The organism is Streptomyces sp. NBC_00631, assembly GCF_045206895.1.
In the GTDB taxonomy this organism is placed as follows: Bacteria; Actinomycetota; Actinomycetes; order Streptomycetales; family Streptomycetaceae; genus Streptomyces.
Window position 1 is genome coordinate 5,005,595 of record NZ_CP107734.1, and the last position, 22,459, is coordinate 5,028,053.

At 73.2% G+C, this 22,459-nt stretch carries 21 protein-coding genes; 12 read left to right on the forward strand and 9 right to left on the reverse strand.

Going from position 1 to position 22,459, the window contains the following annotated elements; all coding sequences use genetic code 11:
• Window positions 1–12: 12 nt before the first annotated feature.
• A complete protein-coding gene (locus OHB00_RS22840; RefSeq protein ID WP_406437043.1) occupies window positions 13–465 on the reverse strand; it encodes an Lrp/AsnC family transcriptional regulator in 453 nt (150 codons plus the stop codon).
• A gap of 82 nt (window positions 466–547) precedes the next feature.
• Here OHB00_RS22840 and OHB00_RS22845 point away from each other — a divergent pair, with 82 nt between their 5' ends.
• The gene (locus tag OHB00_RS22845; RefSeq protein ID WP_406437045.1) at window positions 548–1,183 is read left to right on the forward strand and encodes a LysE family translocator; all 636 of its coding nucleotides are present in this window, start codon (window positions 548–550) and stop codon (window positions 1,181–1,183) included.
• On the opposite strand, the gene OHB00_RS22850 is transcribed toward OHB00_RS22845, so the two are convergent.
• Both OHB00_RS22850 and OHB00_RS22855 read right to left on the reverse strand, forming a co-directional pair.
• Window positions 1,178–1,648: a nitroreductase/quinone reductase family protein gene (locus OHB00_RS22850; RefSeq protein WP_406437047.1), complete on the reverse strand. Its 471-nt coding sequence runs from the start codon at window positions 1,646–1,648 to the stop codon at window positions 1,178–1,180. The genes OHB00_RS22845 and OHB00_RS22850 overlap by 6 nt on opposite strands.
• Window positions 1,645–2,838 (reverse strand): acyl-CoA dehydrogenase family protein, encoded by a 1,194-nt coding sequence (locus tag OHB00_RS22855; RefSeq protein WP_406437049.1) that lies wholly within the window; start codon window positions 2,836–2,838, stop codon window positions 1,645–1,647. The genes OHB00_RS22850 and OHB00_RS22855 overlap by 4 nt, the downstream gene beginning before the upstream one ends.
• Window positions 2,839–2,937: 99 nt before the next feature.
• Here OHB00_RS22855 and OHB00_RS22860 point away from each other — a divergent pair, with 99 nt between their 5' ends.
• Window positions 2,938–4,107, forward strand: coding sequence for a thiolase C-terminal domain-containing protein (locus OHB00_RS22860; protein WP_406437050.1), 1,170 nt, complete (start codon window positions 2,938–2,940; stop codon window positions 4,105–4,107).
• Window positions 4,108–4,259: 152 nt separating this feature from the next.
• Window positions 4,260–5,261 carry an expansin EXLX1 family cellulose-binding protein gene (locus tag OHB00_RS22865; protein WP_406437052.1) on the forward strand — a complete coding sequence of 334 codons (1,002 nt, stop codon included), beginning with the start codon at window positions 4,260–4,262 and terminating at the stop codon, window positions 5,259–5,261.
• A gap of 94 nt (window positions 5,262–5,355) precedes the next feature.
• Here the strand turns inward: OHB00_RS22865 and OHB00_RS22870 are convergent, their stop codons facing one another.
• Entirely contained in the window at window positions 5,356–5,832 is a 477-nt protein-coding gene (locus tag OHB00_RS22870) for a hypothetical protein (protein ID WP_406437054.1), read from the reverse strand.
• A 142-nt stretch (window positions 5,833–5,974) separates the two neighbouring features.
• Between OHB00_RS22870 and OHB00_RS22875 the strand changes: the two genes are divergently transcribed.
• Complete coding sequence (locus OHB00_RS22875) at window positions 5,975–6,646, forward strand: pyridoxal 5'-phosphate synthase (protein ID WP_406437056.1); 672 nt, start codon at window positions 5,975–5,977, stop codon at window positions 6,644–6,646.
• A 10-nt stretch (window positions 6,647–6,656) separates the two neighbouring features.
• On the opposite strand, the gene OHB00_RS22880 is transcribed toward OHB00_RS22875, so the two are convergent.
• From OHB00_RS22880 to OHB00_RS22890, 3 genes are all read right to left on the reverse strand, one after another.
• On the reverse strand, window positions 6,657–7,541 hold the full coding sequence (locus tag OHB00_RS22880; protein ID WP_406437058.1) for a GNAT family N-acetyltransferase: 885 nt from the start codon (window positions 7,539–7,541) through the stop codon (window positions 6,657–6,659).
• A gap of 40 nt (window positions 7,542–7,581) precedes the next feature.
• On the reverse strand, window positions 7,582–8,202 hold the full coding sequence (locus tag OHB00_RS22885; RefSeq protein WP_406437060.1) for a GNAT family N-acetyltransferase: 621 nt from the start codon (window positions 8,200–8,202) through the stop codon (window positions 7,582–7,584).
• Window positions 8,203–8,330: 128 nt separating this feature from the next.
• On the reverse strand, window positions 8,331–8,762 hold the full coding sequence (locus tag OHB00_RS22890; RefSeq protein WP_406437062.1) for a Zn-ribbon domain-containing OB-fold protein: 432 nt from the start codon (window positions 8,760–8,762) through the stop codon (window positions 8,331–8,333).
• 215 nt (window positions 8,763–8,977) lie between these two features.
• Between OHB00_RS22890 and OHB00_RS22895 the strand changes: the two genes are divergently transcribed.
• The 6 genes from OHB00_RS22895 (at window position 8,978) to OHB00_RS22920 (ending at window position 17,536) form a co-directional block, all read left to right on the forward strand.
• Complete coding sequence (locus tag OHB00_RS22895) at window positions 8,978–10,564, forward strand: subtype B tannase (protein WP_406445951.1); 1,587 nt, start codon at window positions 8,978–8,980, stop codon at window positions 10,562–10,564.
• A gap of 308 nt (window positions 10,565–10,872) precedes the next feature.
• Window positions 10,873–12,030: a flavin-containing monooxygenase gene (locus OHB00_RS22900; RefSeq protein WP_406437064.1), complete on the forward strand. Its 1,158-nt coding sequence runs from the start codon at window positions 10,873–10,875 to the stop codon at window positions 12,028–12,030.
• Window positions 12,031–12,191: 161 nt separating this feature from the next.
• Window positions 12,192–13,679, forward strand: a complete 1,488-nt coding sequence (locus OHB00_RS22905) for a flavin monoamine oxidase family protein (RefSeq protein WP_406437066.1) — start codon at window positions 12,192–12,194, stop codon at window positions 13,677–13,679.
• Between the two features lie 131 nt (window positions 13,680–13,810).
• Window positions 13,811–16,057, forward strand: coding sequence for an acetate--CoA ligase family protein (locus OHB00_RS22910; RefSeq protein ID WP_406437068.1), 2,247 nt, complete (start codon window positions 13,811–13,813; stop codon window positions 16,055–16,057).
• The gene (locus tag OHB00_RS22915; RefSeq protein ID WP_406437070.1) at window positions 16,057–16,845 is read left to right on the forward strand and encodes an enoyl-CoA hydratase/isomerase family protein; all 789 of its coding nucleotides are present in this window, start codon (window positions 16,057–16,059) and stop codon (window positions 16,843–16,845) included. Before OHB00_RS22910 ends, OHB00_RS22915 begins: the two co-directional genes overlap by 1 nt.
• A gap of 82 nt (window positions 16,846–16,927) precedes the next feature.
• Window positions 16,928–17,536: a flavin reductase family protein gene (locus OHB00_RS22920; protein ID WP_406437072.1), complete on the forward strand. Its 609-nt coding sequence runs from the start codon at window positions 16,928–16,930 to the stop codon at window positions 17,534–17,536.
• Here the strand turns inward: OHB00_RS22920 and OHB00_RS22925 are convergent.
• Window positions 17,533–18,843: an MFS transporter gene (locus OHB00_RS22925; protein ID WP_406437074.1), complete on the reverse strand. Its 1,311-nt coding sequence runs from the start codon at window positions 18,841–18,843 to the stop codon at window positions 17,533–17,535. The two genes, OHB00_RS22920 and OHB00_RS22925, sit on opposite strands and share 4 nt — an antisense overlap.
• 71 nt (window positions 18,844–18,914) lie before the next feature.
• Here OHB00_RS22925 and OHB00_RS22930 point away from each other — a divergent pair, with 71 nt between their 5' ends.
• The gene (locus tag OHB00_RS22930) at window positions 18,915–19,943 is read left to right on the forward strand and encodes a GlxA family transcriptional regulator (protein WP_406437075.1); all 1,029 of its coding nucleotides are present in this window, start codon (window positions 18,915–18,917) and stop codon (window positions 19,941–19,943) included.
• Here the strand turns inward: OHB00_RS22930 and OHB00_RS22935 are convergent.
• Window positions 19,842–21,098, reverse strand: coding sequence for an MFS transporter (locus OHB00_RS22935; RefSeq protein ID WP_406437077.1), 1,257 nt, complete (start codon window positions 21,096–21,098; stop codon window positions 19,842–19,844). The genes OHB00_RS22930 and OHB00_RS22935 overlap by 102 nt on opposite strands.
• 374 nt (window positions 21,099–21,472) lie before the next feature.
• On the opposite strand from OHB00_RS22935, the gene OHB00_RS22940 reads away from it, so the two are divergent.
• Entirely contained in the window at window positions 21,473–22,459 is a 987-nt protein-coding gene (locus OHB00_RS22940) for an oxidoreductase (RefSeq protein ID WP_406437079.1), read from the forward strand.

Below are 22,459 nucleotides of genomic sequence, written 5' to 3' on the forward strand. Positions count from 1 at the left end.
CCGCCTGTCGTCCTACGCCGGCAGCGGCCGGTCCCGGACCACGTGCTTCATCACCAGCGTCGAGGTGAGGCGCTGCACGCCCGGCAGGGTCGCGAGCCGTTCGTCGTAGAGCCGCTGGAAGGCGGCGAGGTCGGCGGTGGCCACTCGCAGCAGGTAGTCGGGTTCGCCGAAGAGCCGCTGCGCGTCCAGCACATGGGGGATGTCCACGAGCGCCCGCTCGAAGTCGGCGACCGTGTCCCGGTCCTCCTGCCGCATGGACACGAAGACCAGCGCCTCGAAGGTCAGCCCCACGGCGGCCGGGTCCACCACCGCCCGGTACCCGCTGATCGCCCCCGACCGCTCCAGCTCACGCAGCCGCCGGTGACACGGCGACACGCTCAGCCGCACCCGCCCGGCCAGCTCGGTCACGGTCAGCCGCCCGTCCTGCTGGAGCTCGGCAAGGATTTTCCGGTCCACGTCGTCCATGGGGAAGATTCTCCCCCGGAACCGCCTCCGCTGAGCAAATTTCGGCAACACCTTCGGGCCGTTCGCGCCTAATGTCCCCTTCATGGACACCGGACCCCTGTTCTCCTTCCTCGCCCTCGACCTGCTGCTGATCTGCGTGCCGGGCGCCGACTGGGCGTACGTGATCGCCGCCGGGGTGCGCGGCCGCTCGGTGGGCCGCGCGGTGGCCGGCCTGATGGCGGGGTACGCGCTGCACACCGCGCTGGCGGTGGCCGGGCTCTCGGTGCTGGTGGCGGGCTCCCCGGGGCTGCTCACGGCGCTGACCGTGGCCGGCGCCGGATACCTGCTGTGGCTGGGCTGGAGCGTGCTGCGCCGGCCGGCGGTACCGCAGGCTGCCGGCGCCGGGGCGGACGGCGGAACGGACGGCGGGGACGGCGGGGCGGACGGCTTCTGGCGCGGCGCGGCGATCAGCGGTCTCAACCCGAAGGCGCTGCTGCTCTACCTCTCCGTGCTCCCCCAGTTCCTGGTCACCCAGGGCGGCCATCCGCCGGTGGCCCTCCAGACCGCCGTGCTCGGCGCCCTCCACATGGCCTGCTGCACCGCCGTCTACCTGACCGTCGGCCTTCTCGCCCGCCGCCTCCTGGCGGCCCGCCCGACCGCGGCCCGCGCGGTCAGCCGCACCTCGGGAGCGGCGATGCTGGGCATCGGAGCGCTGCTGCTCGCCCAGCACGCGCTATGACGTGCCGCGCGTGAGCCGGAAGATCCGGATCTCCCGGTCCACGCGCTCCTGGTAGGCGGCGTACGGCGGCCAGAACACCAGCAGCAGCCGCCAGGCCTCCGCCCGCTCCGCCCCCTCCAGCAGCCGGGCGGTGACCGGGATGTCCTGCCCCTTCCAGCTGATCTCGGCGGCGGGATGTCCCAGCAGGTTGTACGTCCAGGCGGGATGGCCGGTGCGCCCGAAGTTGGACCCGACGAGGAACCAGCCGTCCCCCTCGGGCATGCACGCCAGCGGCGTACGGCGGGGCTGCCCGCTGCGCGCGCCGGTGGAGGTGAGGACCACCCCGGGCAGCATCTGGGCGCTGAGCAGCACCCGGCCGCGGCTGAGCCGGTGCACGGCGCGGTCCAGGGCCGGGACCACGTGCGGGGCCACCTTGGCGAACCCCCGGGTGGCGGAGACCTTCTGCACCAGCCGTACGCCGATCACACCGCCACCTCCCGTCCCGCGAACAGCCCGGCCGTCTCGGCCGCGTGCGCGCGCAGCCGGTGCCCCGGCCCGAACAGCAGCTCGTCCCCGGCGGCCCGCTTGAAGTACAGGTGGGCCTCGTGCTCCCAGGTGAACCCGATCCCGCCGTGCAGCTGGATCCCCTCGCCCGCGGCGGTCCGCAGCGCCTCCAGCGCCTGCGCGAGCGCCAGCCCGCCCATCCGTCCCCCTTCCCCGTGGCCGGTCGCCCAGGCCGCGTAGTAGGCCGCCGACCGGGCCGCGCGCACCGCCACGTACACATCGGCCAGCCGGTGCTTGACCGCCTGGAACGACCCGATCGGCCGCCCGAACTGCTCCCGCTGCTTCACGTACTCCACCGTCCGCTCCAACGCCCGGTCGGCGGCGCCCACGGCCTCGGCCGCGAGCACGGCGGCCACGAAGTCACCGAGGGCGGCGAGCGCGGCCAGGACGTCGGTGTCCTCGTCGGCCCCGAGCAACTCGGCCTGCACATCCCGCAGTTGTACCCGGCCCTGACCGCGGGTGGCGTCCAGGCCGGTCCGCCGCGTCCGTACGACCCCGGCCGCGTCCCCCGCCACCAGGAAGAGGAGAACGCGCGAGCGGGCGTACCCCCCGGCGTGCGCGGGCACCAGGAGCAGCCCGGCGCTGTGCCCGTCGAGCACCTGGTCGGCCTCCCCGTACAGCCGCCACCGGCCCGCCGCGCGCCGCGCCTGGATCCCCCCGGCCCGTCCGCCGCCGGCCCAGTCGGCGCCGCCGGGGCAGGTGAGCGCGAGGGCGGTGCCGAGGCCGGCCCCGGGGACGGCGAGGGCTGCGGTGAGGCGGCCGTCGGCGATCCTCGGGAGCAGGTCGGCACGCTGGCCGTCGGTGCCGAGGGCGAGCAGCAGCGGGGCGGCGAGGACGGCGGTGGCGAGGAACGGGGTGGGGGCGAGGGCCCGCCCCAACTCCTCTGCGGCGAGGGCGGCTTCGGTGCGGGAGCAGCCGGCTCCTCCGTACCGCTCGGGGAGGGCGAGCCCGGGCAGGCCGAGTTGTTCGCCCAGGGCGTTCCACAGGCCGGGGTCGTACCCCGCCGCCCTGTCGACGGCGGTCCGCACGTCCTGTGGACCGCAGCGCTTGTGGAGCAGTTCACGCAGGGCGCGCCGGATCTCGTCCTGTTCGTCGGTGAAGCGGGCGTCCATGACCGGACCTCCTGACGATCTGACGGCCCGTCATGCTAGGGGCGATGGATGCAGATGCACAGGGGCGGAGTCCAGCGTATCTGATGTACCGTCAGATTCATGACTGGACCCCGCAAGGTCGCCGTCGTCGGCGTGGCCCTCTCCGACTGCGGCCGGGTGGACGACGCCACCCCCTACGCCCTGCACGCCCAGGCGGCCCGCCGCGCACTGGCCGACGCGGGCCTCGCCCGGGAGACGGTGGACGGCTTCGCGTCGGCGGGCCTCGGCACGCTGGCCCCGGTGGAGGTGGCCGAGTACCTGGGCCTGCGCCCCACCTGGGCCGACTCCACCGCCGTCGGCGGCTCCACCTGGGAGGTCATGGCGGCCCACGCGGCGGACGCGATAGCCGCCGGCCACGCCAACGCGGTCCTGCTGGTGTACGGCTCGACGGCCCGCGCCGACATCAGGGCGGGGCGGCGCACCGGGAACCTGTCCTTCGGCGCCCGCGGCCCCCTGCAGTTCGAGGTCCCCTACGGCCACACCCTCATCGCCAAGTACGCGATGGCCGCCCGCCGCCACATGATCGAACACGGCACCACGATCGAGCAGTTGGCGGAGGTCGCGGTGCAGGCGCGGGCGAACGCGGCGCTCAACCCGGACGCGATGTTCCGCACCCCGATCACGGTCGACGAGGTCCTGTCCGGCCCGATGATCGCCGACCCCTTCACCAAACTGCACTGCTGCATCCGCTCGGACGGCGGCGCGGCGGTGCTGCTGGCGGCCGAGGAGTACGTACGGGACTGCCGTACCGCCCCGGTGTGGGTGCTGGGCACGGGTGAGTGCCTCTCCCACGCCACCATGTCGGAGTGGGCGGACTTCACGGTGTCCCCGGCGGCGGTGAGCGGCGAACTGGCCTTCCGCCGGGCCGGAGTCACGCCCTCCGACATCGACTTCGCGGAGATCTACGACGCGTTCACCTACATGACCCTGGTCACCCTGGAGGACCTGGGCTTCTGCGCCAAGGGCGAGGGCGGGGCGTTCGTGGAGAAGGGGCGGCTGCTGGTCGAGGGCGGCGAACTCCCGGTGAACACCGACGGTGGCGGCCTGTCGGCCCAGCACCCCGGCATGCGGGGGCTGTTCCTCCTCGTGGAGGCGGTACGGCAACTGCGCGGCGAGGCCGGCCGGCGGCAGGTGCGGCGGGCGGACGGGGGGCTGCCGGAGCTGGGCGTGGCGTCGGGGACGGGCGGCTGGTTCTGCTCGTCGGGGACGGTGGTGCTGGGGCGGCGGTGAGCCCTTCGCCGAGCGGCGGCGACTTTTCCCGGAACGGCGGCAACCTTTCCGGCCCCGGCGGCCACTGCCGTACCGGAAGCTTCGACGTTCACCAGGACTCGGAAGAAGACGTTCGAAGGACACGCACCGCCGAATCGCGTAAGGATCCCTCCGTGGCCTCCTCCTCACATCGCCGCCGTCCGCGGCCGAAGCCGGACCGGGACTTCGACTGGCGCCCGGTGCGCGGCCCGTTGGCCGCGGTGGCCGCCGTCGCCGCCGTCGCCCTGGTCGTGACCCTGGCCGTGGCCTTCCGTCCCGGCGCCGCGGCCGGCGCCACCGGACAGGACCGGGCGGTCTCCGGATCCGCGTCCCAGGCCGTGCCGAGCACGGCGGCGACACCGAAGAACCCGTCGCCGAAGCCGTCCCCGACGGCCACCCCGACCCGCACGGCGAGCAAGCGGACCACCCCGTCCGCGTCCGTGACCCCCTCCGCCGCCCCGGCCAAGCGTCCGGCGAGCAGCACGACCGGCGTCTCCACCGCCACCACCACGGCCCCCGCGGCCGGCCGGATCCGCCCCGGCACCAGCTACCAGGGGGTCGCCACCTCCTACGACGTCGGCAACGGCGACGGCGCCTGCTCCTACGGGCCGACCTCCGACGTGATGACCGCGGCGATGAACACCGCGGACTACGAGACGGCGAAGGCCTGCGGGGCGTACATCTCCGTCCGCGCGGCAAGCGGCACGTCCATCACCGTGCGGATCACCAACGAGTGCCCTGCCCCCTGCGCGGCCGGCCAACTCGACCTCAGCCGGCAGGCGTTCGCGAAGCTCGCGCCGCTGTCGGCGGGCCGGATCCAGATCACCTGGAGCCTGCTGAGCCCGGCCACCTCCGAGACGGTCTCGATCCGCTACAAGACCGGTTCCACCCAGTACTGGTGCGGCATCCAGGCGATCGGCCACCGCAACCCGCTGGCCCGCCTGGAGGTCCGCACGAGCGGCGGCTGGCAGGCGCTGACCCGCACCGGGTACAACTACTTCCTCTCCGAGCAGGGCGCCGGCTGCGGCGGCGAGATCCGCCTCACCGACATCTACGGCGAGCAGCTCACCGTGCCGGCCCTCGCCGTGCGCCCGGACGTGGTGCAGCGGACCGGGGTCCAGTTCGCCCGGCACTGAAGGAACGCGCCCTGAGCGGGTCCGGCAGCGAAGCCGAGAACTTGGGGGAGCGACCAGCCACGACGGCGCCGCTGTCGGCAGGTCGCTGCACCCCTCAGCGAAGCGTCTGGCGCACCGCCACGATCCGGTGGCCACGGCGGGGCCCCGGGGCGTCGAGGAGGGTGACGCCGATGTGGTGGCGGCTGCGCACCCATGCCGTGGGCGTCATGACGAGCCCGGCCAAGGCGATGATCACACCGACCGGGAAGAGGACCGGCAGGGACTGCCCCCCGGGCAGGGCCCGGCCGCCCTCGTGGAGGGCGTAGCCGAGGGCGACGACCGACATGAGGAGGGAGACGACCGACACGGCCGCCCAGACGTTCCGCACCCGCCGGGTGCGCGCGTGATCGCTGACCTCGGCGAGGACGGACCCCGTACAGACCGGACACTCCAGCTCGACCCGGTCGCGGCCCACGGCCGGCCGGACCAGCCGGAAGTCGCGGGCGGCCCAGGTGACGGCCCGCGTCCTGCGCCGTCCGACATCACCGCTTAGATGGCGAACGGCCACTTTCACGGTCTTCGGTCCCCTCATGCCGGACAGTGTGCGGCCGGGGCACAGGTGTTCGCAGTGGTTTGCGCTGTTGTGACCCCCAGTGTGGCGCCGCGGGCCCCCGGGCGACCGCACGAGACGGCTGATGACACGGCTGCGGGAGGTACGGAGTGATACTCGGCACATGTCAGCAACGGATCTTCACGCGCTCCTGAGGTCGCTCCGCGTCTGGTCCCCCGGGACCACGGAGCTACGGCCCTTCGACCCCGGCTCGGCGCCCGACGCCCCGCTCCCCCTCTTCACCACGTGGTTCGCGGACGCGGTGGCGGCCGGGCAGCCGGAGCCGCACACCGTGTCGCTGGCGACGTCGGACGAGGAGGGCCGGGCCGACGTACGGATCGTGATGCTGCACGGCGCGGACCCGCACGGCTGGTCCTTCGCCTCCCACGTGACCAGCCGCAAGGGACACCAGCTGAGCGTCCGCCCGTACGCGGCCCTGGCCTTCTACTGGCCGGTGCTGGGCCGCCAGGTCCGGCTTCGCGGGCCCGTCACCGCGGCCCCCTCGGCCGAGAGCCAGGCCGACCTGCACGCCCGCTCGACGGGCGCCCTGGCCGCCGCGCTCACCGGCCGCCAGAGCGGGCTCCTGTCCTCCCTGGAGGAGCTGCGGGCGGAGTCGGACGCGGCCTGGGAACGCGCCCGCACCGACCCGGCCGCCCCCTCCCCGACCTGGACCCTCTACCGCCTGCGCCCCGAGGAGGCGGAGTTCTTCCAGGGCGACCCGGACCGGCGCCACGTCCGGCTCCGGTACGTCGCGGAGGCGGACGGGGGATGGCGGAAGCAACTGCTGTGGCCGTGAACGGCCGCCCTCACGGCGCCGTCGCCGTGAGGACGTACACCGCCCAGTCGGCCACCTGCCGGTAGCCGATGCGCTGGTACAGGGCGTTGCTCGTCGGGTTCGCGAGGTCCGCGAAGAGCAGCACCTCGGCGGCGCCCGCGGCCAGCGCCGCCCGGCCGACCTCCGTGGTCACCGCACCGGCATAGCCGCGGCCGCGCAGCTCCGGCGGGGTGTAGACGGGCGCGACCCGGACCTGGCCGGCGACCGCCAGGGTCACGCCGGCCATGGAGACGGGGGTGCCGTCGGGCAGCTCCCAGAGGGTGACGCCGTCGTACGAGAGCCGGAAGTCGGCCCACTCCCCGGCGTCCCGGCCGGCGGGCACACCGGCGTCGGCCACGAATCCCTCGTACCAGCGGATCAGCAGGTCCCGGTCGGAGGCGCCGGCCACCCTCGCCCGGCCCTCCGGCGCCGGCGTGGGGCCCGTCAACTCGGTCAGCCGGTAAAGGCGTTGCAGCTCGTGCAGCTTTCCCGGCAGCCCCGTCCGCCGCTCCCACTCCGCCACGAACGCCTCCGCCGTGTCACGCTCGGCGGAGATCCCGGGCACCGGACGGCCGAGGTCGAGAAGACGCCCGACCAGCGCCTCCGCCTCGTCGGCCGTGAGGCGGGTGACGTTCAGGGCGTAGGGGGGCGTGTGGAGCAGCGCCGCGCCCACGGTGCCGTCGGCGCGGGTCAGGAAACCGAAGACCGGGGGCTCGTCGCCGTACGCCCGCGGGCCCCGCCGCCGGAGCTGCGCCGTGACCGTGAGGTGGACGGTGTACAGGTCCGGGCGGGAGTGGAGGAAGTCGTGGGCGCGATCCAGGAATTCGTCGACGTCGGAGGTGAAGTGCCAGGTGGAGTGGGAGGGTTCGGGAGCCATGGTCGATGGTCGCCGCGCATCGCCCTGCTCCGCACGTGAATTAATCCCGCGCCGGGTACGGGGCCGGGTCCACGTCCGGGCTCGGGTCCGTGGCCAGGCGGGCGTGCAGGTGCACGTCCCGGAAGGCGTCCCGCCGGCCCGCCTCGAACATGGCGCCCCGCAGTGTCCCCTCGTACTCGAAACCGCATGTTCCGGCTATGCGGCAGGACGCGTCGTGGCCGAGGGCATGGCCCAGCTCCAGGCGGTGGAGGTCCAGTTCGGCGAAGGCCCAGTCCGCCGCCAGGGCCAGGGCGCGGGTGGCGACCCCGCGGCCCCGCGCCTCGGGGAGGACCCAGTAGCCGACCCGGGCCGTGCGGAAGGTGCGGTCGATCATGTTGACGCCGATGTGGCCGAGGGTCGTACCGCTCCGCGCGTCCGTGATCCGGAACGGCTCACACGTGCTGTCCGCCGCCTGCCTGCGCAGGACCTCTCGGGCACCCGCGTGGTCGGTCACCTCGGTGAGCGGGGTGTTCCAGCGGCGGAAGGCCGGATCGGTACGGGCCCGCAGCCACGCCTCGACCTGCGCCCCGGCGTCCGGGTCCCAGCGGTCGAGCCGCAGACCATGACCGTGCGGGGTGGCGTCGGGACCGGAGTCGGCGGGCTGTTCGTCGGTGAGGGCCATGGGATCCATTGAAACCCGCGCACCGGGGAGGGCCCAGCGGGTTTCCGTCCGCCGCCGGGTGGCAGTCCCGCCTCCCACGCGTCGCCGGGCAGCGTTGCGGCGGTCTCCTTCGCGCGGCCCGGCCGATCTCAGCGGGCCGGTGCCGGGCGGAACACCGGTGCCCCGTCCCGGAAGGCGACCTCCAGTTCCAGTCCGGCGCGCAGGGTCTCCGGGTCGGCGGCCACCAGTTCCGTCATCATGCGCGGGCCCTCGGCGAGGTCGACCACGGCGGCCACGTAGGGGACGCGGTCGCCGAAGGGCGGCAGGTCGTTGCGGTGGACGACGGACCAGGTGTAGAGGGTCGCGCGGCCGGTCGCCCGCTCCCAGGTGACGTCCTCGCTCCAGCAGTGCGGGCAGAACTCCCGGGGGTAGTGGTGGGCCCGGCCGCAGGAGCCGCAGCGGCGGAGCAGGAGCCGGCCCTCGGCCGCCGCGTCCCAGTAGGGGCGGGTGAAGGCGTCCGGTTCGGGGCGGTCGTAGCGGCGGGCCTCGGTGTGTGTTCCGCCGGAATTCGTCGCAGCCATAAATCTGACGTTACGTCAGAACCTGAGGCGCAGCCTAGCCCCGGATGAGGAAAACCTGTGCACTTCCCATGCCCCTGTGGGTCTCCCGTGAGAACCCGGCAGATTGTTGACGATTTTGTCGAACGAAGATTACGTTCGCAGCCGCAAGGCCAAGGAGTCCGCAGACGAGAGGCAGCAAGGTGAAGCACAGGGCAGTGAAGCGCAGGACCGTGGTCATGGGGATCGGCGCCACGGCCGGTGTCGCGGCAGTCGGCGGAATCACCCTCAGCGCGCAGGCGTCGAGCGGCTCGTCGTCGTCCTCGGACTCCTTGAAGTTCGACGCCGACGGCTATTCGAAGCTGACGAAGACGATCACGGACACCGAGGGCGCCGAGCACCATGTGACATACCACTTCTGGAAGGCGATCACCTATGTCGCCAACCCGGTGGACGCCACCTACCAGTCCCTGATCGTCAGCGCCCCGGTCGAGATCGACGGCAAGACGGTCGACCCGACGAACGCCCCGATCCTGCTCGCCAACTCCATCGGCGGCTACATGCCCTCCTCCGTGGCCGACGCCACCGAGGTCGGCGGCGGTTCCGCGATGGGCGGCGGTGCGGCCCCGAGCGGCGCCGCACCCAGCTCCTCCGCGAGCACGGCCGCCAACGCCAACGGCAACACCAACGCCACCGGCGGCGCCACCTCCAGCAACCAGCTGCTCGCGCTGGCGGCGGGGTACGTCGTGATCGAGCCCGGCGCCCGCGGCCGTACCCTCAAGAACTCCGACGGCGAGTACTACGGCACCGCCCCGGCCGCGATCGTCGACCTCAAGGCCGCCGTCCGGTACATCAAGGCAAACAAGGGCCTGATCCCCGGCGATGTCGAGCGAATCGTTTCTGCTGGCACCAGCGCCGGCGGCGCCCTGTCCTCGCTGCTCGGCGCGTCCGGCGACAGCCCGATCTACGACAAGTACCTGAAGGAGCTCGGCGCGGCCGACGCCTCGGACGCGATCTTCGCGGTCGGCGCCTGGTGCCCGATCACCGACCTGGAGCACGCCGACGGCGCCTACGAGTGGAACTGGGGCACCAACGACCTCTCCACCGGCAAGCAGGTCGACCAGAGCGTCTCCAAGGACCTGAAGGCCCAGTTCGCCGAGTACCAGGCGGGCCTGAAGCTGCGCGGCCTGAACGGCTTCGGCCCGCTGACCGCCCGCAACTACGACGACTACCTGGTCGAGCAGTACCTGCAGCCGTCCGCCACCAAGTACCTCACCGATCTCTCGGACTCGGACCGCGAGACGTATCTGGCGAAGAACACCTTCATCACCTTCTCCGGCGGCAAGGCCACCTTCACCTGGGACGACTTCCTCACCCACGTCGGCGCCCGCAAGAAGGACACCCCGGCCTTCGACGCCTTCGACCTGTCGGCCGGCGAGAACAATGAATTCGGAGCGGGTACCACCGAAACCCGTCACTTCACGGCGTACGGCGCGAAGAATGACTCCACCGGACTCAGCACCAAGCGGGTCGCCGCCGACGTCCCCGAGAAGCTGAACCTGATGAACCCGATGTACCACCTGGTGGAGAAGGTCAACGACCGCCGCTCCAAGCACTGGTGGATCCGCCTCGGCACCAGCGACTCCGACACCTCGCACGTCGTCTCCGCGAACCTGGCGGCCCGCCTGGACCACCTCGGCGACGACGTGAACCACCTCTACTACTGGGACGAGGGCCACGGCGCCAACACCGACCCGGGCGACTTCGTCACCTGGATCGCCACGGTGACGGGCTACGGCAAGAGCAAGAAGGGAAAGCGGAATTAACAGGCACCGCGGAAGTAAGAAACTCTCACAACCGAGAGGGCACTCTCGAAGCCGCGACAGCCTCACGGACGCGGTGTCCTTTTTCCCGTCTGTCTGAGGACACCGCCCACCCGTGACGTCGGGCCCCAGCGCACCGGGGCCCGGCGTCACGGGCCTTTCCTTTCTCACCGGTGAGCGCCGAACGCGTACCGGATGAGGTGGGCTACGTCACAAGCCCCACGCACTTCTCCTACGGGTGTGATCAATCCGCAACCAATTCCGGTCTTGACCGAGACCCATCAACGTGAAGCGTGATTACGCTCGCGCTCATGGCCGTCTTCTCCCCCACCGTCTCACCCGTGTACGTCATCGGCGCCGGCCCCGGAGGGCTCGCCGCCGCGTACGCGCTGCGGGCCCGGGGCATCCGCGCCGTGGTCCTGGAGAAGTCGGACGACGTCGGCTCGTCCTGGCGACGCCACTACGACCGTCTCCACCTCCACACCACCCGGCGCCTGTCCGCGCTCCCCGGCCTGCCCATGCCGCGCCGCTTCGGCCGCTGGGTCTCCCGCGACGACGTCGTGCGCTATCTGGAGAAGTACGCCGAGCACCACGAACTGGAGATCGTCACCGGCGTCGAGGTCTCCCGTGTGGAGCGCTCGGCCGACGGCGACGGCTGGCTGCTGCACGCCTCCGGCGGGCGGGAGCTGACCGGCTCCGCGGTGGTGGTCGCCACCGGCTTCAACCACACCCCGCGCATCCCCGACTGGCCGGGCCGGGACGGCTTCGGCGGCGAGTTCCTGCACGCCGGGTCGTACCGCAACGCCGAGCCCTTCGCCGGGCGGGACGTCCTCGTCGTCGGCGTCGGCAACACCGGCGCCGAGATAGCCGTCGACCTGACCGAGGGCGGCGCCTCGCGGGTGCGGCTGGCCGTCCGCACGGTCCCCCACATCGTGCGCCGCTCCACCGCCGGCTGGGCCGCCCAGTACAACTCCATCCTGGTACGACGGCTCCCGACGGCCCTCGTCGACCGGCTGGCCCGCACGATGGCCAAGGTCAGCATCCCCGACCTGACCGCGCACGGCCTGCCCCGCCCCGACACCGGCCTCTACAGCCGGGTGAAGCAGGGCTCCATCCCGATCCTGGACGTGGGGCTCATCGACGCGGTGCGCCAGGGGAAGGTGGAGATCGTGGCCACCGTCGAGGGTTTCGAGGACGGCAAGGTCCTCCTCGCCGACGGCACCCGTGTCTCCCCCGACGCGGTGATCGCCGCGACCGGCTACGTCCGCGCCCTGGAGGGCCTGGTCGGCCACCTCGGCGTGCTCGACGACCGCGGCCGCCCCCGCGCCCACGGTCCCCGCACCCCGAAGAACGCCCCCGGCCTCTACTTCACCGGCTACACCAACCCCATCAGCGGCAACCTCCGCGAGATGGCCATCGACGCGGAGAGGATCGCGAAGGCCGTCGCCAAACGGCAGCGTACGGCGTAGAAAGCCGCAACCTCCTTACGTAGCACTCCCGTTGCCCGTGTGACGCAGGCGACGGGAGTTGTTTGTTACCGGCGGTAGCATCCGACGCGCGTCCGGGACCAGAATGTGAGCCCTGCTCAACTTTCCGGCTCCACCCCTCTCGCTCAGCACGGAGGACGCACGTGGCACGCGAAAGACAGCTCTCCCGCCGCTCCCTGCTCGGCGGTGCCGCCGCCGGGGCCGTGGGCCTGACCGCGGTCTCCGCCGGCACCGCCTCGGCGGCCGCCTCCCGGACCGTCGACGTCGCTATCGTCGGCGGCGGCATCGCCGGCCTCACCGCGGCCCGCGACCTGGTGGCCGGCGGCAGGACCGTGGCCGTCCTGGAGGCCCGGGACCGGGTCGGCGGCCGGGTGGTGAACCTGAAGCTGGCCAACGGGGGTGTCACCGAGGGCGGCGGCGAGTTCATCGGCCCCACCCAGAACCGCATCAAGGCCCTCGCCGACTCCCTGGGAGTGGCCACCTTCACCACCTACAACACGGGGAACAACCTCCTCTACAAGGACGGCAAGCGCACCCCGTACGACACCAGCGGCCTGCTCGGCTCGGTCCCTCCGGTGGACGCGGCCGGCCTCGCCAACGCGGCGATCGTGCAGTCCGAGCTGGACAGCATGGCCGCACAGGTCCCGGTGGACGCCCCCTGGACCGCCGCCAAGGCCGCCGAGTGGGACAAGCAGACCTTCGAGAGCTGGCTGAACGCCAACGCGATCGTGCCCTCCGCCAAGTTCCTGCTGGACCTGGCCTGCACGTCGATCTTCTCGGCCCAGCCCCGCGAACTCTCCCTGCTCTACGTCCTCTACTACATCGCCGCCGCCGGCGACGAGTCCGACGCCGGCACCCTGGAACGCCTCACCGACACCGCGAACGGCGCCCAGGAGTCCCGCTTCGTCGGCGGCTCCCAGCAGGTCCCGATCAAGCTCGCCGCGACCCTCGGCGACCGGGTGGTGCTGAGCGCGCCGGTCCGGTCGATCGCCAGGTCGGGGAGCGCGTACGTCGTCACGGCGGACGGCATCACCGTCGACGCCACCCGGGTCGTGGTCGCCCTGCCGCCCCCGCTGGCCGCCCGGATCAGCTACGACCCGCTTCTCCCGGCCGCCCGCGACCAGCTCACCCAGCGGATGCCGATGGGCTCGATCGGCAAGGCCATCGCCGTCTACGACACCCCGTTCTGGCGGGCCGACGGCCTCAACGGGCAGGCCGTCAGCGACTCCGGAGTGGTCCGCTCCACCTTCGACAACTCCCCGCCGGACGGCTCCTACGGCGCCCTGATGGGCTTCATCGAGGCCGACGAGATGCGGGCGTACGACGCGGCGAGCGAGGCCGACGTCAAGGCCGCCGTGCTGGCCGACTACGCCAACTACTTCGGAGACAAGGCCAAATCCCCCACTTCCTTCGTGCTGCAGCGCTGGGACAATGAGAGCTTCTCGCGGGGCGGTCCGGTGGCCTACGCGCCGCCCGGGGTGCTGACCGAGTACGGGGCCGCGCTGCGCCGGCCGGTGGGCGGGATCCACTGGGCCGGGACGGAGACCTCGACCTTCTGGACCGGGTTCATGGACGGGGCGGTGCGGTCGGGCGAGCGGGTGGCGAAGGAGGTGCTGGCCGCCCTCGGGTGAGCCGACGGGACGCTTTGGGCCGCAACTTCCTGCTGCAACTTTGCGTGCAGACCAGTTCCTGACGCAGTGTCAGTTCAGTAATCTGACACTGCGTCAGTTTATTGTGCTGTCACACAGGAGCGGGCGGAACGATGCTTGGATCAACCCACGGCACCCTCACCACCGACTCCCGCCGGGCCCGGGTCATCGCCTGCGGTGAGCAGCGTCCAGGTCCCGCCGTCCACGGCCGCGCGGCCGACACGGGCGACACGGGCGACGCGGACGCACTGGACGTCAGCGGACGGCCGCTGTACGCGGACGTACCGGATCTGGACAGGTTCTTCCGCCCCGAGTCCGTCGCCGTGATCGGCGCCTCGGACGCCGAGGGGCGGCCCAACACCGGCATCACCCGGCAGCTGCTCGACTGGGCCGGGCGGGTCGGGGCCCGGGTGCACCCGGTGCATCCGACCCGCCCGTCGGTCTTCGGTATCGCCTGCGTCCCGGCCGTCGCCGACCTGCCCGAGCAGGTCGACCTCGCCGTGCTCCTGGTCGCCGACCCCCTGCCGGTGATCGAGGAACTGTCCGAGGCCAAGGTGAGGTTCGCGGTCGCCTTCGCCTCCGGGTTCGCGGAGACCGGCGAGGAGGGCGCGGCCGCCCAGACCCGCCTCGCGGCGGCCGTACGGCGCTCGGGGCTCCGGCTGCTCGGCCCGAACACCAACCTCAACGCCTTCGAGCACTTCCGCGACGACCTGGCGGGCCCCTCGATCGCCCTCATCACCCAGTCCGGCCACCAGGGCCGACCGGTCTTCGCCGCGCAGGAGCTGGGCATCCGCCTCTCCCACTGGGCGCCGACCGGCAACGAGGCCGACCTGGAGACCGCCGACTTCATCTCCTACTTCGCCGAGCGCCCCGAGGTCGGCGCCATCGCCTGTTACGTCGAGGGCCTCAAGGACGGCCGCGCCTTCCTGCTCGCCGCCGACCGCGCGGCCCGCCGCCGGGTGCCCGTGGTCGCCGTGAAGGTCGGCCGCACCGAGGCCGGCGCCCGCACCGCCGCCTCCCACACCGGCAAGCTGACCGGCGCGGACGACGTGGTCGACGCTGCGCTGCGCCAGTACGGCGTGATCCGCGTCGACGGCCTCGACGAGCTCCAGGACACCGCCGCCCTGCTGGCCCGGGCACGGGCGCCGCGCGCGGACGGGGTGGTGGTCTACTCGATCTCGGGCGGCACCGGCGCGCACGTCGCCGACCTGGCCGCCGGCCTGGGCCTGAAGCTGCCGGTGCTGTCAGCGGCCCGGCAGGCCGAGCTGCACCAGTGGATACCGGAGTACCTGAGCGTGGCCAACCCGGTCGACAACGGCGGCCACCCGGTGGGCGACTGGCGCGGCCGTAAGATCATCGACTCGATCCTCGCCGACCCGGAGGTCGGGGTGCTGATCTGCCCGATCACCGGCCCCTTCCCGCCACTCAGCGACAAGCTGGTCCAGGACCTGGTCGACGCGGCCGAGGCGACCGACAAGCTGGTGTGCGTGGTGTGGGGCTCGCCGGTCGGTACCGAGGCCGCCTACCGCGACGTACTCCTCGGCTCCTCCCGGGTGGCCACCTTCCGCACCGTCGGCAACTGCCTCACCGCCGTCCGCGCCTACCTGGACCACCACCGCTTCGTGAGCGACTACCGCTCCCCCTTCGACGAGGCCCCGCGCACCCCCTCCCCCTCCTACCGCAAGGCGCTCGCGCTGATGCGTCCCGGGCAGCAGCTGAGCGAGCACGCGGCGAAGCAGCTGCTGCGCGCGTACGGCATCCGGGTGCCGCGCGAACAGCTGGTGACCAGCGCGGCGGCGGCCGTGCGCGCGGCCGGGCTGGTCGGCTACCCGGTGGTGATGAAGGCGTCCGGTGGCCAGATCGCCCACAAGACGGAGCTGGGCCTGGTGAAGATCGGCCTGACCTCGGCCAGCCAGGTCCGGGACGCGTACCGCGAGCTGACCGACATCGCCCGCTACGAGGGGGTCGCCCTGGACGGCGTACTGGTCTGCCAGATGGTCGAGCGGGGCGTGGAGATGGTCGTCGGCGTCACCCATGACGACCTGTTCGGACCGACCGTGACCGTGGGGCTCGGCGGGGTGCTGGTCGAGGTCCTGCACGACGCCGCCGTACGCGTGCCGCCGTTCGGCGAGGACCAGGCCCGGGACATGCTCGCGGAGCTGCGCGGGCGGGCCCTGCTGGACGGGGTGCGGGGCCGGCCGCCGGCCGACCTCGACGCGCTCGTCGAAGTGGTCCTCCGCGTCCAGCGCATGGCCCTGGAACTGGGCGACCAGCTCGCCGAGCTCGACATCAACCCGCTGATGGTGCTGGAGCAGGGCCAGGGCGCGGTGGCACTGGACGCGCTGGCGGTGTGCCGCTGATGGACACCGTCCGGTACGTGACCGCGGAGCGGGTCGCCCACCTCACCCTCGACCGCCCCGACGCCCTCAACGCCCTCACCCCCGGCCAGCGCGACCACGTCATCCACCTGCTCGCCGCGGCCTCGGCGGACCCGGAGATCGGCGCGGTGGTCATCACCGGCACCGGCCGCGGTTTCTGCGCGGGCGCCGACCTCCGCGGCAGCGGCACCGCCACGGCCGAGCGCGTGCCGGGTGACGTGGCCCGCACCATCCGGCTCGGCGCCCAGCGTCTGGTCGCCGCCGTCCTCGACTGCGAGAAGCCGGTGATCGCGGCCGTCAACGGCACCGCCGCCGGCCTCGGCGTCCACCTCGCGCTCGCCTGTGACCTGGTCCTGGCCGCCGAATCGGCCCGGTTCATCGAGGTGTTCGTGCGGCGCGGCCTGGTTCCCGACGGGGGCGGCGCCTACCTGCTGCCCCGCCTGATCGGCCCGCACCGCGCCAAGGAGCTGATGTTCTTCGGCGACGCCCTCTCCGCACCGGAGGCCGAGCGCCTGGGCCTGGTCAACCGGGTCGTACCGGACGAGGAGCTGCCGAAGACGGCCCGCGAGTGGGCGGCCCGTCTGGCCGCCGGCCCGACCCGGGCCCTCGCGCTGACGAAGCAGCTGGTCAACGCGTCCCTGGACAGCGACCGGGCGTCCGCCTTCGCCGCCGAGGCCGCCGCCCAGGAGATCAACATGACGACCCGGGACGCCCAGGAGGGCGTACGGGCCTTCGTGGAGCGCAGAAGCCCCGGTTTCCAGGGCCGATGAGAGCGACGGGCGGACCGCCGGCGGCGACAACCTGGCCGCATCTCTTCCCATCTGACGGTTCGTCACTTTCAATGGAGAGGTGATGGGACACGCAGGGGCGGCCGCGGCCGCCGTCCGTTATCTGAGGTCGGTTCCCGGAGCGGGACCCGTGGAGGCGCTGCCGCGCCCGGAGTTGCGGTGCGTGCGCGCGGACGAGCGGGCGCCGGTCGACCAGGCGGAGTTCCGGCGCGTGCTCGGGAACTTCGCGACCGGGGTGACGGTGATCACCGCACCGGCCACCGAGGGCGAGCCCTCCCCCGCCGGTTTCGCCTGCCAGTCCTTCTCCTCCCTCTCCCTCGACCCGCCGCTGATCTGCTTCATGGTCGGCCGTACGTCGGCCACCTGGCCGCGCATCGCCCGCACCGGCGTCTTCTGCGTCAACGTCCTGGGCGCCGGCCAGGGCGAGCTGTGCCGCGCGTTCGCGGTGAGCGGCGCGGACAAGTTCGCCGGCGTCCCGTACGACGCGGCCCCGGCCTCCGGCTCCCCCCGGCTGACCGGCGCCGCCGCCTGGATCGACTGCACGGTCCACGCGGTCCACACCGGCGGCGACCACCTGATCGTGGTGGGCCGGGTGACCGCCCTGGGGACGGGCGAGGCCCCCGGGGGACCGCTGCTGTTCCACCGGGGGCGGTTCGGCGCCCTGGAGGCCTAGACGGCCAGGGCGGTCGCCGGGGCCACCGGCCGCCGCCGGATCAGCAGGGCCATCAGGGCCGCCGCCGCGCACAGGGTGCCGGAGGCGTACCAGACCATGTCGTACGTGCCGAAGGCGTCGCGGGCGACGCCGCCGAGCCAGGCGACCAGGGCCGCGCCGATCTGGTGGGAGGCGAGGACCCAGCCGAAGACGATGGCGCTGTCGTCGCCGTACCGCTCCCGGCACAGGGCCAGGGTGGGCGGGACGGTGGCGACCCAGTCGAGGCCGTAGAAGATGATGAAGAAGATCATCGAGGGGTGGACGGTCGGCCCCAGCAGCATCGGCAGGAACAGCAGGGAGATGCCGCGCAGGGCGTAGTAGACGGCGAGCAGGCGGCGCGGCTCGAAGCGGTCGGTGAACCAGCCGGAGGCGATGGTGCCGACGACGTCGAAGACACCGACGACCGCGAGCAGCGAGGCCGCCGCCGTGACGGGGAGGCCGTGGTCGTGGGCCGCGGGCACGAAGTGGGTCTGCACCAGGCCGTTGGTGGAGGCCCCGCAGATCGCGAAGGTGCCGGCGAGCAGCCAGAAGGGCCCGGTACGGACGGCGGTGGACAGGACGGTGAGCGCACGGCGGGCGGCTCCGGTGACCGGCGCCGGCTTCGGTACGAACTCGGCCGCGCCGTACGGCTTCTGGCCCACGTCGGCCGGGTGGTCGCGCAGCAGCAGCCACACGAAGGGGACGACCGCGAGGGCGGCGAGGGCGACGGTGACGGCGGCCGGGCGCCAGTCGTACGTCTCGACCATCCAGGACAGCAGCGGCAGGAAGATCAGCTGGCCCGAGGCGGAGGCGGCGGTGAGGATGCCGCTGACCAGGCCGCGCCGTGTGGTGAACCAGCGGTTGGTGACCGTGGCCGCGAAGGCGAGGGCCATCGAGCCGGAGCCGAGGCCGACCAGCAGGCCCCAGCAGAGCATCAGCTGCCAGGCCGCCGTCATCCACACGGTCAGACCCGAGCCGACCGCGATGACGGTCAGGGCGACGGCCACCACGCGCCGGATGCCGAAGCGGTCCATCAGCGCGGCCGCGAAGGGCGCGGTGAGCCCGTACAGCGCCAGGTTGACGGAGACGGCCGCCCCGATCGTGCCGCGCGACCAGCCGAACTCCGCGTTCAGGGGATCGATGAGGAGGCCGGGCAGGGAGCGGAAGGCGGCCGCGCCGATGATCGTGACAAAGGTGACGGCGGCGACGAACCAGGCACGGTGGACGCGCGGTGAGCGGGTCGGCTTCGAGGTCTGGAGGGCCGCTGCGGCTTCGGTTGTCTGGGTCACGCCATAAAGCTTCGGCCAGGGGAGGCACTCCATCGAGTGGCCCGGGGGACAGCATTCGTTAGGATCGGGCCATGAGCAGTGACCCCGGCTTCCGCCCGCACCGCGTCGTCGTCCTCGCCCTGGACGGTCTGCTCCCCTTCGAGCTGGGCATCCCGCACCGCATCTTCGGCCGCCCCAAGGACGCGCAGGGCCGGCCGCTGTACGAGATCGTGACCTGCTCGATCCGGCCGCCGGGGCCGGTCGAGACCGACGCCGACTTCGCGATCCACGTGGAGCACGGCCCGGAGGCGCTGGCCACCGCCGACACGGTGATCGTCCCGGCGTCCTACGAGCTCGGCCCGGTCTTCGAGGAGGGCGTTCTCACCCCCGAGTTGGCCGCCGCCCTGGCCCACATCCGCCCCGGCACCCGGCTCGCCTCCATCTGCACCGGTGTCTACGTCCTCGCCGCCGCCGGCTACCTCGACGGCCGCCCGGCGACCACGCACTGGGCCCACGCGGACCATCTCCAGCTGCTGTTCCCCCGGATCGAGGTGGACGCGGACGTCCTGTTCATCGACGACGGCGACGTGCTGACCTCGGCCGGGGTGGCCGCCGGGATCGACCTGTGCCTGCACATGGTCCGCCGCGACCACGGCACGGCCGTCGCCAACAACGTGGCCCGCAGTACGGTCGTACCCCCGCACCGGGACGGCGGCCAGGCGCAGTACATCCACCGCCTGGTCCCCGACCCGCAGGTGGCCACGACCACGGCCGCCCGCGCCTGGGCGCTGGGCCGCCTCCACGAGCCCGTCCAGCTGCGGGACATGGCGGAGCAGGAGGCCATGTCGGTACGGACCTTCACGCGCCGCTTCCGCGAGGAGACCGGCATCAGCCCCGGCCAGTGGCTCACCCAGCAGCGCGTCGAACGCGCCCGCCACCTCCTGGAGTCCACCGACCGCTCCGTCGACCAGGTGGCCCGGGACGCCGGCTTCGGCACCGCCCAGTCGATGCGCCAGCACCTACAGGCAGCGCTCGGCGTCACCCCGACCGCCTACCGCCGTACCTTCCGGACCGCCACGAACGCCGCCGACAGCCCCGACGCCACCGGCACCCCGCGCTGACCTCCGGGCCCGCCGCACCTCCCCCCACCACCCGGCCACGGTGAGCGCCAGGGTCACCCCGACCCCGGCCAGCACGGCCGTGGCCGGCGCCACCACCCGCAGCAGCGCCCCGGCGAAGGAGCCGGTCACCGCGTAACCGGCGCCCGCGGCCGCGTACATGACCGAGTAGCCGGCGGTCAGGGCGCCCGGCGGGAGGACCTCGCGCAGCGACAGGTTGCGGGTGAGCATCGCGGCCGACTGGAGCACGCCACCCACGACGAGCGCGACCGCGATCCCGGCGGTGTGCGGTATCAGCGCCGCGCACGTCACACAGCCAGCCGTGCCGGTCATCAGGAGCACGCTGTGCGCACGCGGCCGTCCCGGCCAGCTGCGCAGGCCGTGCAGGAACGCGCCGAGGCCGCCGCCCACCGCCATCCCGGTCAGCAGCGGACCCGACCAGCCGATGTCGATCCCGCGCTGTTCGAGCAGGGCGGGCAGCACGAGTTCGCAGAGCCCGAGCAGGGTCAGACTGGCCGCGCCCGTGACGTACACCGGCCAGGCACCGGCCAGGACGCGCACGAGGGACGCCTCCACGCGCCCGGTCGCGCCCCAGGCCGCCGGGAGGAGCCAGAGCCCGGCCACCGACGAGGCCATGAGGACGGCCGCCAGCCGCAGCGGGACGGCGGGGGCGGCACCGAGGGCGAGTGAGGCCACCGCGGCCGGGGAGACGGCCCACACGGCGGCCGTCAGGATCGACTCCACCGACAGCGCCTGCGCCGCCGCGCGCTCCGGGACCAGTGTGGTGAGCAGCGTGCGCAGGCCCCCGGTGGCAGCGGCCGGCGCGGCACCGGCGACGCACGCGAAGGCGGCGAGCACGGCCGGGGGCGCGGCCGGAAAGCCACCGAGCCCCGCGAAGCCGGCTGCCCCGACCGCGAGCCCGACGGCCAGCTGCGCACGGGCCCGCTCCGGGCGCAGCCGCATCCCCAGCACCGGGGCGGCCACGATCTCGCCGATCACATAGGAGGCCGCGAGCAGCGCGCCCAGCGAGTACCCGCCGGGCCGCTCACGCACCAGGAACACCAGCGCCAACGGCGCCATGGCGACCGGCATCCGTGCGCCCACGGCGGTACCGGCCCACACCAGCACCTGCTTGGACGCGACGTCACGGTAGGTCATGGGACGACGGTAGGGGGACGCACCGACAGTGCCTACGAGTACGTCAAGGACCGCCTGCACTCGGTGGCGGCTCTGAAGGCGTTGAAGATCCACCCGAACCCCGACACGACGCTCACACGCTGGGAACAGGGACTGCGGTCCTCGAACACCCCGGCTGCCGCGGTGGCCGATGCCGCACTCGGCTGCGCGGTTGACGACCTGTTCGAGGTGGCCGGACGAGCGCCTGGTACTCCGGTGTCGTCTCGTGAGCGGGAGTTCGGATGCCTCGGCGGGTCGCCGTTGTTGCCCGAGGGGTGGGATCGACCCGACGGCCGGTCATCTGCTGTCAGCGAATCCGGCTGGCCGGGCGGTGGTGCCGGTGCTTGTGTGTCGGTATGGAGATCCTGGTTCTGGGCGGGACGGCATGGGTGGCTCGGGAGTTGTCGCGGCAGGCGGTCGAACGCGGTCACCGGGTGACCTGCCTCGCGCGTGGCGAGAGCGGAGAGGTCGCTGACGGAGCGACACTCATCGCCGCCGACCGGCGCGATCCGTCGGCGTACGAGCCCCTGCTCGGCCGGGTATGGGACGCGGTCGTCGAGGTGTCCTGGCAGCCGGGCTTCGTCCGTGGCGCGCTCGACGCGCTCGGCGGCAAGGCCGGGCACTGGGTGTACGTCTCGTCCGCCAACGCCTACGCCTCCCACGCCACGCCGGGGGCGGACGAGTCGGCGGCTCTGCTCGCCCCGACCGACCGGAGCGAGGTCGACCGCGAGCTGTACGGCGAGGCGAAGGTCGCCTGCGAGCAGGCGTCGGCGGCCGCTGTGGGCGACCGTCTCCTCATCGCACGAGCCGGGCTCATCGGCGGCCCGGGCGATCACAGCGGGCGCTCCGGCTACTGGGCCGCCCGCGCCGCGCGCGACCCGCGAGGGCCGATGCTGGTCCCCGCCACACCGGCCTTGCCCACCCAGGTGGTCGACGTGCGGGACCTCACCTCCTGGCTGCTCGACTCCGCGGAGACGGGAACCACCGGCACCTACAACGCCGTCGGCCCGGTCGTTCCCTTCGGGGAGTGGATCGAGCTGTCCCGCGCCGCCGGCGGGCACACCGGTCCGGTGGTCACCGCCGAATCGGCGTGGCTGCTCGCCAACGGCGTGGCCCAGTACATGGGACCCGAATCGCTGCCGATGTGGCTGGCCGAACCGGGCTGGGAAGGGTGGTCGGCCCGGGACGGGTCCGCGGCGCGCGCCGCGGGGCTGCGTCACCGGCCCCCGGCCCAGATGCTGGCCGACACCCTGCGCTGGGAACGCGAGCAGGGGCTGGACCGGGAAAGGCGCGCAGGCCTCAGCGCGCAACGGGAGCGCGAGTTGCTGGACGCCCTCGGCTGA